A 15,153-nucleotide genomic window follows, 5' to 3' on the forward strand; every position below is an offset into this window, starting at 1 on the left:
ATGAGTCAAAAGAAGACAGTTTGGATTATTAATCATTATGCTTCAACCCCGCAGACTGGTTTTGCGGGGAGACATTATTACCTTGGTCAGGAACTCGCCAAGCTAGGTTATAATGTTTATATTATTGCGGCTTCATATACACATATTTTAAGACAACCATTAACTTTTGAAGATGATTTTTATATTGAAAATCATGCGCCAAATTTTAATTATGTTTGGGTTAAAGTACCTGAATATGCTGAATCACGCAGTAAACGTCGTGTATTGAATTGGTTTGAGTTTTCTTGGAAAATTTTGAAACTACCGAAAATATTGTCCGAAAAGCCAGATATAATTTTGAATTCTTCTTTAAGCCTTGTTTCATATATGGCAGCTGAAAAATTAGCTAAAAAGTTAAAAGTGCCTTTATATTTTGAAGTTCGAGATATTTGGCCTTTAACTTTATTAGAACTAGGCGGATATTCAAAATCTCATCCATTTATTATGTTGCTACAATGGATTGAAGATCGTGCCTACAAAAACTCTTATAAAGTAATATCAAATTTGAAAAATTCAGTAGAGCATATGGTGTCTAGAGGACTAGATCGCACTAAGTTCCATTGGATTCCAAATGGTTTTTCTCAAGATGAAGTATCAAATAAAGAACCACTTGATCCACAAATCAAAGCATTGTTGCCACAAAATAAGTTTATTGTTGGTTATACAGGAACTTTAGGCTTAGCCAATTGCTTACATTATTTGTTGCAGGCTGCAAAAGCGTTTAAGGATAATGACCAGATCGCTTTTGTTATTGTAGGTAAAGGTGATTATAAAGCAGAATTACAAGTTTATGCACAAAAGCATGATCTTAAAAATGTAATTTTTATTGATCCAATTCCTAAAATCCAAATTCAAAGTATGTTAGATGAATTTGATGTTTGTTATATTGGTTTAACGCAAGATCCACTCTTTAAATATGGGGTTTCACCGAATAAATTATTTGATTATTTATACTCAGGTAAACCATTATTGTATGGTATAGATTCAGGAAATTACAAACCAGTTTCTGAAGCAAATGCTGGATATGAATTTATTCCAGAAAATGTGCCAGATCTAATAAAAAAAATACAGTTATTGCTGCAAATGCCTGCATCTGAGCGTCTTGCTATGGGCTATAATGGTCGAACATTAGCAGAATCTAAATATGAGTATAGTAAATTGGCTCAAGAATTAGAGCGGGTTCTTGAACTGTAAATAAGAGAGCATAAAATTTATGAAAAGGCTGATTGACATATTTATTGCATCTGTAGCATTGATGCTTCTTTCACCAATTTTTCTCATTGTTGCAAATAAAGTTCGTAAAAATCTAGGCTCTCCAATCTTCTTTTATCAAGAACGCCCAGGTAAAGATGGTCAGTTATTTAAGATGATTAAATTTCGTTCAATGAAGGATGCGTTTGATAAAGACGGTCATCCTTTACCTGATGACCAACGTATTACACCATTTGGGCAAAAATTGCGTTCTACAAGTTTAGATGAAATGCCTCAGCTTATTAATGTACTGAAAGGTGATATGAGTATTGTGGGTCCTCGTCCACAAATGAAAGAATTTCTAGATCACTACACACCTCATCAAATGCGTCGCCATGAGGTAAAACCAGGAATGACAGGGCTGGCTCAAGTCAGCGGTCGTAATAATTTGTCTTGGGAAGAGAAATTTGATTTAGATGTAGAATATGTTGAAAAACAATCTACTTTACTTGATTTTAAAATTATGTTTAAAACAGTTGAAGTGATGCTGAAGAAAGAAGGTATTAATGCACCTGACCAAGAAGTGGGTGCAGAACGATTTTCTGGTAACAACACTTCAACAAATACCAAACCACACTCTCATCAGTAAATTTAAAAGCGTTAGTTAATTAAATTATGATCAAAAAAGCAATTCTCCCTGTGGCAGGTTTAGGCACACGTTTCTTACCTGCAAGTAAGTCTATTCCTAAAGAAATGGTCACAGTGGTAGACCGTCCTGCGATTGAATATGTCGTAAAAGAGGCGGTTGCTGCAGGAATCGAACAAATTATTCTTGTAACACACTCATCTAAAGCATCCATTGAAAATTATTTTGATCGTAATTTTGAGTTAGAAACGACCTTAGAAAATAAAAAGAAATTTGATTTACTCAAAGAAATTACCGATATTTTGCCTAAAAATGTCAGTGTTGTGAGCGTGCGTCAACCTCAACCTTTAGGTTTAGGACATGCTGTACTGTGTGCTAAAGATATTGTTGGAAATGAACCTTTTGCCGTTTTATTACCTGATGTATTAGTGAAAGATGCAGATACAAAGAATGATTTGGCTTTAATGATTGAACGTTTTCAAGCATCCAATGCGTCACAGATTATGGTTGAAGCTGTGCCTGATCATTTAGTCGATCAATACGGTATTGTTGATGTTGCTCAATCACCGAATGAAGGTGAAAGCATCGTAATGCAAGGGATTGTAGAAAAACCTGCAGTAGGTACTGCACCTTCAAATTTATCGGTTGTGGGGCGTTATGTTTTACCTGCTGAAATTATGCAACTTTTAGCAAATACACCCAAAGGTGCAGGTAATGAGATTCAGTTGACCGATGCGATTGCTGCATTACAAAATACAGCAACCGTTGAAGCGTATCGTATGAAAGGTCAAACCTTTGATTGTGGTAGTAAAATTGGTTATTTAAAAGCTGTATTACACTATGGCATTGAGCATCCAAAATTGGGTACAGAGTTCAAACAGCTCATTCAAGAATTAGATTTATAAAGATTCAAAATTAGGTGATCAATGAAAATTAGTGTTTTTGGTACGACTTTACAAGCAGGCGTACTGGCAGGTTTGATGGCTGAATTTGGTCATCAAGTGTCGTGGTGTTTAAATTCACAAAAAACACTGAATTATCAGGATGAGCAAGTCAACCAGTTGATTGAACGCCAAGCTCAGCTTGGTTTTCTAAATATTGTTGATGTGGATCAACTGAATTTAGATCAAGATGTTTATTTATTTTCATTTACACCGACAGAAGTTGATATTGCTTTAAATATTGCAAAAAAGATTAGCTTATCTCCGTTCATTCATCCTAAATTGATGATTAATGGTTCAACCTTTGGATTGCAGGGCACTGAAAAATTAAAAAGTATTTTATCTCAGGATTATTGGGCATATTTACCTGATGTCATTCAAGAAGGTAATGCAATTCAGAGTTTTACGCAGTTGAAACAAGTGATTGTGGGTGTGGAGCAAGAAGAAACTCAAAATCTGATGTCTGAATTACTCCGTCCTATTTTTCAGCTGCAACATCAATTTTTATTTATGCCAATTTTGGATGCTGAATTTACCAAACTCAGCATTTCGGGCATGTTGGCGACCCGTATTAGTTATATGAATGATTTGGCATCTGTATCAGAAAAATTAGGGATTGATATTCGTAATGTCCAGCAAGGCTTAGCCGCTGATACGCGCATCGGTGCAACGTATTTATCCCCCGGTGCAGGTTTTGGTGGTGAGAATTTTTCGCATGATATCTTAACTTTGTCGAATACTGTGGCGGATATGGGGGTTCATAGTCATTTATTGCAACAAGTCTGGGCAATTAACGAGCAACAAAAAGAAGTTTTATTTAGAAAGTTATGGAATTATTACCATAGCCATTTAAAAGGCAAAACTGTTGCCATTTGGGGCGCTTCTTTTAAAGAAAATACCTCAAGTATTCAAAATGCACCGATTCATGCGATGCTACAAGCTTTATGGGCACAAGGTGTAATCGTAAAATTACATGACCCGCAAGCATTAAAAGAAATTGACAATATGTATGGCACGCGTGCTGATCTGATTTTATGTGAAGATCAATACCAAGCCGTTGAGCATGCAGATGCATTGTGCTTGATGACCGCTTGGGCGCAATATTGGAGTCCAGATTACCTGCAACTTAAGCAGAAAATGCAGCATCCTTTGATTTTAGATGGTCGTAATATTTATGATCCCGCTTATGTGAAATCACAAGGCTTTGCATACCAAGGAGTAGGGCGTTCATGAGTCATATTGAACAATTTTCTGTAGTGACAGAGCTTAGAGAACAACTGAGCCAATTGGCTGAAGCACAAAAAAAAATCCATTTAAATGAATTGTTTGAAAAAGAAACACAGCGTTTTGAACAGTATTCTGTACAGTATCAAGATTTAACTTTTGATTTCAGTAAGCATCGTATTGATCAGGCGATTTTTAAAAATTTAATACAATTTGCTGAATCAAAAAAATTAGCACAATGGATTCAGCGTTTATTTTCGGAAGAGCTGATTAACTATACAGAGCAGCGTGCTGCAATGCATTGGGCTTTGCGACAACCATCTGAAAATAAAAAAAATAGTAAAATTGTACAGGCTGTACATGAACAGTTAGAGCGCATGTATCGCATGGTTGGAAAAATTCATGCGGGACAATATCGTGGAGTAACCGGTGAAGTAATCCAAGATGTGGTGAATATTGGTGTAGGTGGCTCAGATTTAGGACCTTTAATGGTTACACATGCACTATCTGATTATCAGGTGCATACGACCAAGCCTCTGCATGTTCATTTTGTTTCAACCATGGATGGCAGTCAGCTTTCAGAACTGTTGCATCAGTTACGTCCTGAAACGACGTTATTTATTATTTCTTCCAAGTCTTTTGGTACGATCGATACATTATCGAATGCACAAACGGTACGCCAATGGTTAGAAAAGTCTTTAGGGCAGTGTGAAGGAGTTTTAAAAAATCACTTTATTGGTGTTTCGACCAAACCTGAAAAAATGACGGCATGGGGGATCGCGCCTGAAAATCAGTTGCTGCTGTGGGATTGGGTGGGTGGTCGTTATTCGCTGTGGTCATGCATTGGTTTACCGATTGCATTGACGATTGGTGTAGATGGTTTTAAACAACTCCTTGCGGGTGCGTATGCGATCGACGAGCATTTCCAAAATGCTGAATTTTCAGAAAATTTACCTGTGTTAATGGGTATGCTCGGTGTTTGGAATAATAACTTTTTAAACATCCAGACCCATGCTGTGTTGCCCTATGATGGGCGTTTAAAATACTTTGCAGCTTATTTACAACAATTAGAAATGGAATCGAATGGAAAATCCATTCAGCGTAATAATGAACAGGTAGAATATGATACTTGTCCGATTTTATGGGGCGAAGTGGGACCAAATGCACAGCATGCCTTTTATCAATTATTGCATCAAGGCACACATTCAGTGAGCTGTGATTTTATTGCCCCTGTTCATCGTTATAATGCCAATCAATTTACTTATGCCCAAAATGCAGAAGCATTGATTGAACAACATCATTTAGCATTATCGAATTGTTTAGCACAGTCACGTTTATTGGCCTTCGGTAATCAAGCACTGGATCAAAAAGAGCTGACCGATTTACCTAAATATAAACAATATACAGGGAATCAACCGAGTACCACACTTCTCATGAAAGAATTAAGTCCTTACAGTTTGGGGATGTTAATTGCTTTATATGAACATAAAGTGTTTGTACAATCTGTGATATGGAATATTAATCCTTTTGATCAGTGGGGGGTTGAGAAAGGTAAGGAAATTGCCAATCAATTATTGCCTATTTTAAATCAGCAGCAACATGACTTATCTGCCTTGGATGCATCAACACAAGGTTTAATCAAAATCCTTCTTCAAAAATAACAGCGTTTTATTATGGCAAACATTTTAGTGACAGGTGGTGCAGGATACATCGGTTCACATACTTGTGTAGAGCTACTGAATGCGGGTCATTCTGTTTTTGTACTCGATAATTTATCTAACAGTTCTGAAGAAGCGCTACTCCGTGTGCAAGAGCTCACAGCAAAAAGTTTGACTTTTGTTGAGGGGGATATTCGTGATGCCTCTACTTTAGATCAAGTGTTTGCAACGCATAAAATTGATGCTGTGATTCATTTCGCAGGACTCAAAGCTGTAGGTGAAAGTCAGCAAATTCCATTGACTTATTTTGATAATAATATTGCGGGTTCGATTAGCTTGGTTCAAGCCATGCAACGTGCTGAAGTCTTTCATTTAGTCTTTAGTTCATCTGCAACAGTGTATGGTGAAAGTAACTCCTCACCTTATCAAGAAAATATGCCACTGGGTATGCCTACAAATAACTATGGTTATACAAAGCTTATCGTTGAACAAATGTTAGAAAAATTATCTTTGGCAGATGAGCGTTGGTCAATTGCATTATTGCGTTATTTTAATCCTATTGGTGCACATAAAAGTGGTCGTATTGGTGAAGATCCACAAGGGATTCCTAATAATCTAATGCCGTTTATTACCCAAGTTGCTGTAGGTCGCCGTGAAAAGCTGTCTATTTTTGGTCAAGATTATGCAACCCAAGATGGAACTTGTGAACGTGATTATATTCACGTCATGGATTTAGCTAAGGCACATTTATTAGCACTTGATCATCGTTTAAATTCAAAAGGTTGTAGAGCTTGGAATATTGGTACTGGGCAGCCTATTTCTGTATTACAGATGAAAAATACGTTTGAAAAAGCAAATGACAGAAAGATTCCTTTTGAATTTGTTGAAAGACGATTTGGTGATTTGGCGAGTTTTTACGCAGATAGTACAAGAGCACAAACCGAACTTGGTTGGGTTGCTGAATATAGTTTAGAAGATATGCTGATAGATAGTTGGAATTGGCAAAAGCAAAATCCGGAAGGATATAAAAAATAATTTTTTAAGTATTTAAAAATGGGAGCTGATTGCTCCCATTTTTAGCAAAATTTCTGATGAAAATCAGATTATCCTTGAATTAAAGTCGTTAATTCATCGACATAAGCTTGCATTGGTTTTGGATTTTTATCCTGACGACTTTCAATATTGAGGCGTAATAAAGGCTCTGTATTTGAAGCACGAACATTTAAACGCCAAGCGCCAAAATCTAAACTCACACCGTCAGTTTGGTCAATTTTTGGATTTTGATCTGCAAAATAGTCAAATATCTTGTGAATCGTCTGTTGAGTATCAGCGACTTTAAAGTTGATTTCACCACTACAAGGGAATTTTTCAATCATATCTTCGACCAGTGTAGATAAAGATAGATGGGTCTCTGAAAGCACTGAAATTGCCAATAACCAAGGAATCATACCGCTGTCACAATATGAAAAATCGCGGAAATAGTGGTGTGCACTCATTTCTCCACCATAAACCGCATTATGTTCACGCATCACATCTTTAATAAAAGCATGCCCTGATTTAGATTGAATTGCTGTTCCCTGATATTTTTCAACAATATCAAACGTATTCCACACTAAACGAGGATCGTGCACAATTTTTTCGCCTGACTGTTTCAGTAAAAATGCTTGGGCAAGTAGACCTACAATATAATAGCCTTCGATAAATTGACCTTTTTCATCAAAAAGGAAGCAGCGGTCAAAGTCACCATCCCATGCGATCCCCATATCTGCCTGATGTTCAAGTACAGCATTACGGGTACTATCGCGGTTTTCCACTAAAATTGGGTTAGGAATCCCATTTGGAAAGTGACCATCTGCATCATTGTGAATTTTAATGAATTCAACAGGAATACTCAGCTGTTTGAATTTTTCTTCAATAGCATCAACAACATGACCTGCTGCACCATTGCCTGCATTCATGACTAATTTTAATGGACGAATTTTACTTGGATCAATATAGGTAATTAAATGCTCGATGAACTCAGGCAAAATATTATATTTTTGAGTGGTTCCTTTTTTGGCAACGTCTTTAAATTGTTCTGTCTCAGCCAAAGCTTGAATGTCTTTTAAGCCGGTATCTGCACTGATTGGTCGTGCATTTTCACGCACTAATTTCATGCCATTATAATCCATCGGATTATGACTGGCTGTGATTTCAATCCCACCTTGAACATCTAAGTGAAAAGCACCGAAATAAACTTCTTCTGTACCTGTCATACCTAAATCAAGAACATCAACACCTGCATCATTTAAACCACGGATGGTGGCTTGTTTGAGTGCTTCACTGGTTAAGCGAACATCACAACCGACAACTACAGTTTTAGGTTGATAAATTTGCCCATAAGCACGACCGATTTTATATGCAATATCGTTATTGAGTTCTGTGCCGAGTTTTCCACGGATATCATAAGCTTTAAAGCAAGTGAGTTGGCTCATATCTTCTCTCGTTTGATAAAGAAAAGGCTGGTTTATATCCAGCCTATATCAGAGTAATTTTTCACTATTACTTAATTATTCTACAGTGACAGATTTTGCCAAGTTACGAGGTTGATCGACATCTGTACCACGTAATACAGCAACATGATACGACAAAAGTTGTACTGGAATACTATAAACAATAGGGGCTAACCAATGATTTGTGGTTGGAATATACACAACATGTTGACGATCTTTTTCCACAATACCACTGTTTTCATCTGCAAAGACAAAGAGTTCACCACCACGTGCTTGAACTTCTTCCATATTAGATTTTAACTTATCTAACATATCATCGTTTGGCGCGAGAATAACCACAGGCATATCATTATCCACTAAAGCCAGTGGACCATGTTTAAGTTCGCCAGCAGCATAACCTTCAGCATGAATATATGAAATTTCTTTGAGCTTTAAAGCACCTTCAAGCGCAATAGGGAACTCCGTGCCGCGCCCTAAGAATAAACAATGTTGTTTTTCTTTAAAGAGTTCTGACAAGCGTAAAATTGCTTTGTCACCTTGTAAAGTATCTAAAATAACTTTTGGTGTATGCCATAAAGCGGTTGTAATTTCCGCCATATTTTCAGCAGAAATTGAATTTTTCACTTGACCAATTTTTAAGATCAACAACATTAACGCAGCAAGCTGAGTGGTAAATGCTTTTGTTGAAGCAACCCCAATTTCAGGACCAGCAAGTGTGAGTAGATGGTGATTGGTTTCACGAACCATTGATGATGTTGCAACGTTACAAATCGTCATGGTTGAAATAGATAGATTTTTCGCTGCTGCACGTTTTTGCGTATCACGTAATGCGGCTAAAGTATCCGCTGTTTCACCTGATTGAGAAATACATACATATAATGTATTGCCTACAATGACAGGTGAGCGATAGCGGAATTCACTTGCAATTTCAACTTGGCAAGGTAAATCAATAATTTGCTCGAACCAATATTTGGCAATCATGCCTGCATGGTAACTGGTACCACAAGCGATGATTTGAACTTGTTGAATGGTATTGAAATCCGCTTCCGCATTTTTTAAGAAATCATCACGTAGCGCATTGCCATTGAGTGCTTGAGAAATGGTTTGCTGAATCGCTTCGGGTTGCTCATAAATTTCTTTGAGCATGTAGTGCTTGTATTCACCTTTTGATGCATTACTGACCGTTGCATCTAGTTCTTTAATTGGGCGTTCAACCAACTGTCCATTTACAAATACTTCAATGCTATTGCGTGTTAAACGTGCAATATCACCTTCTTCAAGGTACATAAAGCGATTGGTAATCGGAAGTAATGCCAATTGATCAGAGCTAATAAAGTTTTCACCAATACCGACACCAATCACAAGTGGTGAACCTTCACGAACTGTGATCAATTCATCAGGATGTGCAGTATGTACAATACCTAAGGCATAGGCACCTTTAAGTTGAGGTACGATGCTCTCTACCGCTTTCAATAAATCTGGAATTGTTTTGAGTGCTTCATGGACTAAATGAGCAACAACCTCAGTATCTGTTTGTGAGGTAAATACATAACCTAAAGCTTCTAAGTTATTTTTAAGTTCTTGATAATTTTCAATAATACCATTATGAACAACAGCTACATCACCAGAAATATGCGGATGCGCATTGTTTTCAGTTGGTTTACCATGCGTTGCCCAACGTGTATGAGCAATCCCAAGTGAACCGATAATATCTGCTTCATTCACGGCTTGTTCAAGGTTTGCAACTTTACCTACACGACGTTCACGTAAAATTTGACCGTGATCAACGAGTGCAACACCCGCAGAGTCATAACCACGATATTCGAGGCGTTTTAGACCTTCGATTAAAATATTTGTAATACTACGTTCTGCAACGCCACCAACAATACCACACATAGTTATATCCTCTTATTTCTTGACCTTTTGGGGACGCTGATAATTTTCTTTAGAAATTTGTTTTGCTCGTTCAAATGCAAGGCTGTTGTCTGCAACATCATGCGTGATCACTGAGCCTGCACCGGTTGTTGCACCGTTGCCAATCGTGACAGGTGCAACCAATGAGTTATTTGTACCGACAAAGGCATGATTACCAATAATGGTTTTATGTTTGTTGGCACCGTCATAGTTACACGTGATTGTTCCTGCACCAATATTGGATTCAGCGCCAATTTCAGCGTCACCAAGATAAGCAAAATGATTGGCTTTAGATGCAAAACCAATAGACGTATTTTTCACTTCAACAAAGTTGCCAATATGTACTTCATTGGCTAATTTTGCACCTGGGCGTAAACGTGCAAATGGTCCAATTTGAACTTGTTCTCCAACAATGGCATTGTCAAAAATGCTATAAGGTTGAACTTTGGTGCCAGCAGCAATTTTAGTATTTTTAATAATACAACCTGCGCCAATTTCGACATGATCGCCGAACTCACAGTCACCTTCAATGATCACATTGATATCAATACGAACATCATTGCCTGTTTTGAGTTTTCCACGAAGGTCAAAACGTTGTGGATCAATAATATGCACACCTTGTTGCATCAACAATTTTGCTTGGTGATTTTGGAATTCACGTTCTAATGCAGCAAGTTGTAGACGGTCATTCACGCCTTCAACTTCAAAAGCGAGTTCAGGTTGAATTGAGGCGATTTCCATGCCATCAGCCAATGCCATAGCAACGATGTCGGTGAGGTAATATTCACCTTGGGCATTGTCGTTACTCAGTTTTGGTAACCATTCATGCAATTTAGCATTGCTGACACAGTAAATACCTGTGTTAATTTCCTTGATTTGGCGTTGCTCATCAGATGCATCTTTATGTTCAACAATGGCTTGAATTTTTCCATCTTTACGAACAATACGACCATAGCCTGTAGAATCATCTAAAGTGAGCGTGACTAAACCAATGCCAGATGTATAAGAGACGTCAATTAGACGTTGCAAAGTGCTGTGTTGTACACAAGGTACATCACCTGACAAAATTAAAGACATCCCTTCTGTAGGAAGTACGGGTAAAGTGACTTTTACCGCATGTCCTGTACCGAGTTGTTCAGTTTGTTCAACCCATTGCACATTTTCATCAGCAAATGCATTTTGAACTAAATGTCCACCATGCCCAAAAATTGTAATTATATTTTTTGCATGTAACTGTTTCGCTGTTTCAATCACATGACCCAGTAAAGGACGTCCAGCTAAAGGTTGTAATACTTTAGGCAGGCTAGAACGCATACGTGTTCCTTTACCAGCAGCAAGAATGATTACAGTTGTTGACATATAACACCTGATAATAAATTTAAATCAAATAAAATAAAAATAAATCGCAATACACAACGCAGCCCAAATTCCAGCAATGATGTCATCAAACATGATGCCAAAGCCGCCATCAACTCGCTGGTCAATGACACGAATCGGCCAAGGTTTCCACACATCAAACAAACGGAATAAAGCAAAACCAATCAATGCCCATAACCAATTCATTTCCCCTAAATAAATCAGAGGAAGAAAAGTAATTGATTGCCCTGCAAATTCATCCCAAACAATGCGTCCATCATCATGCACGTGAATAATCTTTGCAGTTTGCCCACAAATATAAATACCAATGAATGACATGAGAATGATGACAGCTACAGAAGCATAAAAGCCAAGCATAAGCCAAAGAGGAATGAATAATAAGGCAAAGGCTGAACCGAAAGTACCGGGTGCTTTGGGGGCTAGGCCTGAGCCAAAACCAACACCGCAGAACACAATAAAGCGTTCAGACCAAGTCATCTCTTTAAAGATAATAGGAGGTTTATGCAAAGTGTTGATATCCATGAAAGTGAAGAGGATGATCTAAGCCATCTTTTTCAAATGTGAGTCCGTGTTGTGCCTTAATTTTCCCGATGATTGTAGTCTTAACATTGGGTTGTAATTGCAAAAGTTTTTGATAGTTTTGCTGACTTATTGTAAAGCATAACTCATAGTCATCGCCACCCGAAAGCGCGTATTCCCACTGTTTTTCTAAGGCCAAGCTGTGAAGTGCTGCATTTATAGGGAGTTGGTCTAAGTTTAAACTTGCGCCAACACCTGATGCATCAAGAATATGTCCTAAATCTTGTGCCAAACCATCAGAGATATCAAGCATGCTATGTGCAAGATTTTTTAACAGCATCCCCAGTTCGCAGCGGGGGGTGGGGTAGTCCAAACGTTGTTGTAAGGGATGCCCTAAATGCTCGAGTGCAAATGCAGCATCGCCCACAGTACCACTGACTACGACAAGATCATCGACTTTCGCACCTGAACGCGTCACGGCTTGACCTGTCTCAATCCAGCCGAGTGCAGTAACTGTAATGGTGAGATGTGGACTTTGTGTGGTGTCACCACCGATTAAACGTACACCAAATTGATCGCAACAATCATATAAACCCTGACTAAAATCTTTGAGCCAAGCATGATCAATTTGGGGTAGGCTCAATGCGAGCAGAATACTATGCGGTTTTGCACCCATTGCAGCAATGTCAGATAAATTGACAGCAACAGATTTCCAACCTATGGCATGAGCAGAAGTATTTAAAGGAAAATGCCGACCTGCAACCAGTGTGTCAGTACAAATCACTAATTGTTGATTACATGGAGGAGAAAGCAGTGCTGAGTCATCACCGACACCTAAATCTACATCCGTAGATTGACGGTTAAAATAGGTATCGATAATTGAGAACTCAGCCATAACCACAAGTTATTTTGCTTGTTGCTTTTCTGCTTCACGCAGGCTTGTTGCTAAACGGTCTAATACACCATTGATGTATTTATGACTGTCTGCACCACCAAAGTGTTTTGCAAGTTCAATTGCTTCGTCTAAAACAACACGATATGGAACTTCAAGATGATCTTTGAGTTCATATGCGCCTAAACGCAATGTTGCAAGTTCAACGCCATCCAATGCTTCGATCTCACGATCAAGAACTGGAATAAGTAAAGCATCCAATGCCTCATGGTTTGCGATCACGGCTGTGAGCAACTCATGATAATAGCTGAGATCCACTTTATGCATCGCATTGTCAGCGCGCGTACGTGCTTCGATTTCATGCACAGGGTTGTGGCTCATTTGCCATTCATAAATCCCTTGTACAGCAAAACGACGTGCTTTACGTTTTGCTGCATAAGTAGCTTGGAGTGTTTGCGACATGCTTTAAATTGCCTTTAACAGGTTAACCATTTCAATTGCAGTAAGGGCAGCTTCACCACCTTTATTACCTGCTTTTGTACCAGAGCGTTCAATCGCCTGTTCAATACTGTCCGTAGTCAATACACCATTGATTACAGGTAAGCCAGTCTCTAGACCAACCACACCTAAACCTTTGGCACACTCACCTGCAACAAAGTCAAAATGTGGTGTACTTCCACGAATGACTGCGCCAAGTGCGATTACAGCATCGAATTTACCAGAGCTTGCAAGTTTTTTTGCAACTACAGGGAGCTCCCATGCGCCAGGTGCATGAACGACAGTGATATTATCGTCGCTAACACCATGGCGATGCAATGTATCAATTGCACCTTCTAATAAATGTTCAACAACAAAGCTGTTAAAACGACCAACTAAAATCGCGTAACGGTCTTCGCTCGCGAGATGTAACAAACCTTCAATTCGGCGAATCGCCATAGCAACCTCGATGATTTAATAGATCAATAATTGAATATATGCAAAATGCTTAAGCTTGATCAGCGGTAACGTATTCTACCACTTCCAAATTAAAACCTGATAATGCGTTAAAACGTAATGGTGAACTGAGCAATTTCATTTTCTCAACACCTAAATCACGTAAAATTTGCGCACCGACACCAATAGTTTGATATTGTTGAGAAAGTGCAGCATTGGATTTGGTTGGTTTTGGCTTGCTTAATGCTTCTAGCGCAGGTCCTAAATCAGACAAATGGCGTTGACCAATCCACACCAAAATTCCGCGCTCACTATGGGCAATGGTTTTGAGCGCTTTGTCTAAGTTCCATGCAGGCTCACCATCTTTCTTGTTGAGTTTTAACAAATCTCGAGCTGGATTAAAGCCATGTACACGAACTGTAGTTACGCCGTCTTTCGGCTCGCCTTTCACCAAAGCAAGATGAATGTCTGGATTACCAATTTCACGATAACGGTGCAAATTAAATGTACCGTATTCGGTTTCAATTTCTTGATGGTCTAAATGTTCAACGGTCTGTTCATTGGTCATACGATAATGAATCAGATCGGCAATCGTCCCCATTTTTATGCCATGTTTTTCAGCAAATACTTCAAGATCAGGACGACGTGCCATCGTACCGTCTTCATTGATAATTTCGCAAATGACAGATGCTGGTTCAAGTCCAGCTAAGCGAGCCAAATCACAGCCTGCTTCAGTATGTCCTGCACGGTGCAATACGCCACCTGGCTGCGCCATGAGCGGGAAAATATGCCCAGGTTGAACAATGTCAGTTGGTTTGGCATGTGCAGCAACAGCCGTCTGAATGGTATGCGCACGTTCTGCAGCAGAAATACCTGTAGTAATGCCTTCAGCAGCTTCAATGGACAACGTAAAGTTGGTGCCGTGTTGCGCGCCATTACTATCGACCATTAAAGGTAAGTCTAATTGCTTGCAACGGTCACGGCTTAGAGTCAGACAAACCAATCCACGAGCATGGGTAATCATAAAGTTGATGTCTTCAGGACGTACATGAGTTGCAGCAATGACCAAATCACCTTCATTCTCACGATCTTCATCATCCATCAGGATGACCATTTTTCCTGCACGAATATCTGCTACAAGCTCTTCAACAGTATTGAGCGCCATCAAGCTTCACCTTTTTGTTCTGTCTATGTGACATTTTCATTTAATTCATTGTGACATAGTCTACCGTGTTTTATGGTAGTTTGCCTATGCTTATCACATTCCTTTGAGAAACATAGTTATACACAAGGCTGTAGGGAAATGAAAAGTAGATACAGTTCTTTT

Annotated in this window: 14 protein-coding genes; 6 read left to right on the forward strand and 8 right to left on the reverse strand. The window is 38.6% G+C overall.

Annotated elements, in window-relative coordinates; translation table 11 throughout:
• Genes HX129_RS12500 through galE form a run of 6 tightly spaced genes read left to right on the forward strand, consistent with a single transcriptional unit; the run spans position 1 to position 6,734 of the window.
• Positions 1-1,233: a glycosyltransferase family 4 protein gene (locus tag HX129_RS12500; RefSeq protein ID WP_286436229.1), complete on the forward strand. Its 1,233-nt coding sequence runs from the start codon at positions 1-3 to the stop codon at positions 1,231-1,233.
• 19 nt (positions 1,234-1,252) lie between these two features.
• Positions 1,253-1,879: a sugar transferase gene (locus HX129_RS12505; RefSeq protein WP_286436231.1), complete on the forward strand. Its 627-nt coding sequence runs from the start codon at positions 1,253-1,255 to the stop codon at positions 1,877-1,879.
• A 26-nt stretch (positions 1,880-1,905) separates the two neighbouring features.
• A complete protein-coding gene (gene galU / locus HX129_RS12510) occupies positions 1,906-2,781 on the forward strand; it encodes a UTP--glucose-1-phosphate uridylyltransferase GalU (RefSeq protein WP_286436233.1) in 876 nt (291 codons plus the stop codon).
• A 21-nt stretch (positions 2,782-2,802) separates the two neighbouring features.
• Positions 2,803-4,050: a nucleotide sugar dehydrogenase gene (locus HX129_RS12515; protein WP_286436235.1), complete on the forward strand. Its 1,248-nt coding sequence runs from the start codon at positions 2,803-2,805 to the stop codon at positions 4,048-4,050.
• A complete protein-coding gene (gene pgi / locus HX129_RS12520) occupies positions 4,047-5,702 on the forward strand; it encodes a glucose-6-phosphate isomerase (RefSeq protein WP_286436237.1) in 1,656 nt (551 codons plus the stop codon). The genes HX129_RS12515 and pgi overlap by 4 nt, the downstream gene beginning before the upstream one ends.
• 12 nt (positions 5,703-5,714) lie before the next feature.
• Positions 5,715-6,734, forward strand: coding sequence for a UDP-glucose 4-epimerase GalE (gene galE, locus HX129_RS12525; protein WP_286436239.1), 1,020 nt, complete (start codon positions 5,715-5,717; stop codon positions 6,732-6,734).
• 68 nt (positions 6,735-6,802) lie between these two features.
• Here the strand turns inward: galE and HX129_RS12530 are convergent, their stop codons facing one another.
• The 8 genes from HX129_RS12530 to ribBA all read right to left on the reverse strand — a co-directional run bounded on the left by HX129_RS12530 (position 6,803) and on the right by ribBA (position 14,991).
• Positions 6,803-8,173, reverse strand: a complete 1,371-nt coding sequence (locus HX129_RS12530) for a phosphohexomutase domain-containing protein (protein WP_286436241.1) — start codon at positions 8,171-8,173, stop codon at positions 6,803-6,805.
• A 75-nt stretch (positions 8,174-8,248) separates the two neighbouring features.
• Positions 8,249-10,087 carry a glutamine--fructose-6-phosphate transaminase (isomerizing) gene (gene glmS / locus HX129_RS12535; RefSeq protein ID WP_286436243.1) on the reverse strand — a complete coding sequence of 613 codons (1,839 nt, stop codon included), beginning with the start codon at positions 10,085-10,087 and terminating at the stop codon, positions 8,249-8,251.
• A 12-nt stretch (positions 10,088-10,099) separates the two neighbouring features.
• Entirely contained in the window at positions 10,100-11,464 is a 1,365-nt protein-coding gene (glmU, locus tag HX129_RS12540) for a bifunctional UDP-N-acetylglucosamine diphosphorylase/glucosamine-1-phosphate N-acetyltransferase GlmU (RefSeq protein ID WP_286436245.1), read from the reverse strand.
• A 24-nt stretch (positions 11,465-11,488) separates the two neighbouring features.
• Positions 11,489-12,004, reverse strand: a complete 516-nt coding sequence (locus tag HX129_RS12545; RefSeq protein ID WP_130074880.1) for a phosphatidylglycerophosphatase A family protein — start codon at positions 12,002-12,004, stop codon at positions 11,489-11,491.
• Positions 11,982-12,896: a thiamine-phosphate kinase gene (thiL, locus tag HX129_RS12550; protein ID WP_286436247.1), complete on the reverse strand. Its 915-nt coding sequence runs from the start codon at positions 12,894-12,896 to the stop codon at positions 11,982-11,984. The genes HX129_RS12545 and thiL overlap by 23 nt, the downstream gene beginning before the upstream one ends.
• A 9-nt stretch (positions 12,897-12,905) precedes the next feature.
• Positions 12,906-13,355, reverse strand: a complete 450-nt coding sequence (gene nusB / locus HX129_RS12555; RefSeq protein WP_130074878.1) for a transcription antitermination factor NusB — start codon at positions 13,353-13,355, stop codon at positions 12,906-12,908.
• 3 nt (positions 13,356-13,358) lie between these two features.
• Entirely contained in the window at positions 13,359-13,829 is a 471-nt protein-coding gene (ribH, locus tag HX129_RS12560; protein WP_286436249.1) for a 6,7-dimethyl-8-ribityllumazine synthase, read from the reverse strand.
• A 49-nt stretch (positions 13,830-13,878) separates the two neighbouring features.
• On the reverse strand, positions 13,879-14,991 hold the full coding sequence (gene ribBA / locus HX129_RS12565) for a bifunctional 3,4-dihydroxy-2-butanone-4-phosphate synthase/GTP cyclohydrolase II (protein WP_130074876.1): 1,113 nt from the start codon (positions 14,989-14,991) through the stop codon (positions 13,879-13,881).
• Between the last annotated feature and the right edge of the window lie 162 nt (positions 14,992-15,153).

It is taken from the genome of Acinetobacter sp. 251-1 (assembly GCF_030329305.1).
Classification (GTDB): domain Bacteria; phylum Pseudomonadota; class Gammaproteobacteria; order Pseudomonadales; family Moraxellaceae; genus Acinetobacter; species Acinetobacter piscicola_A.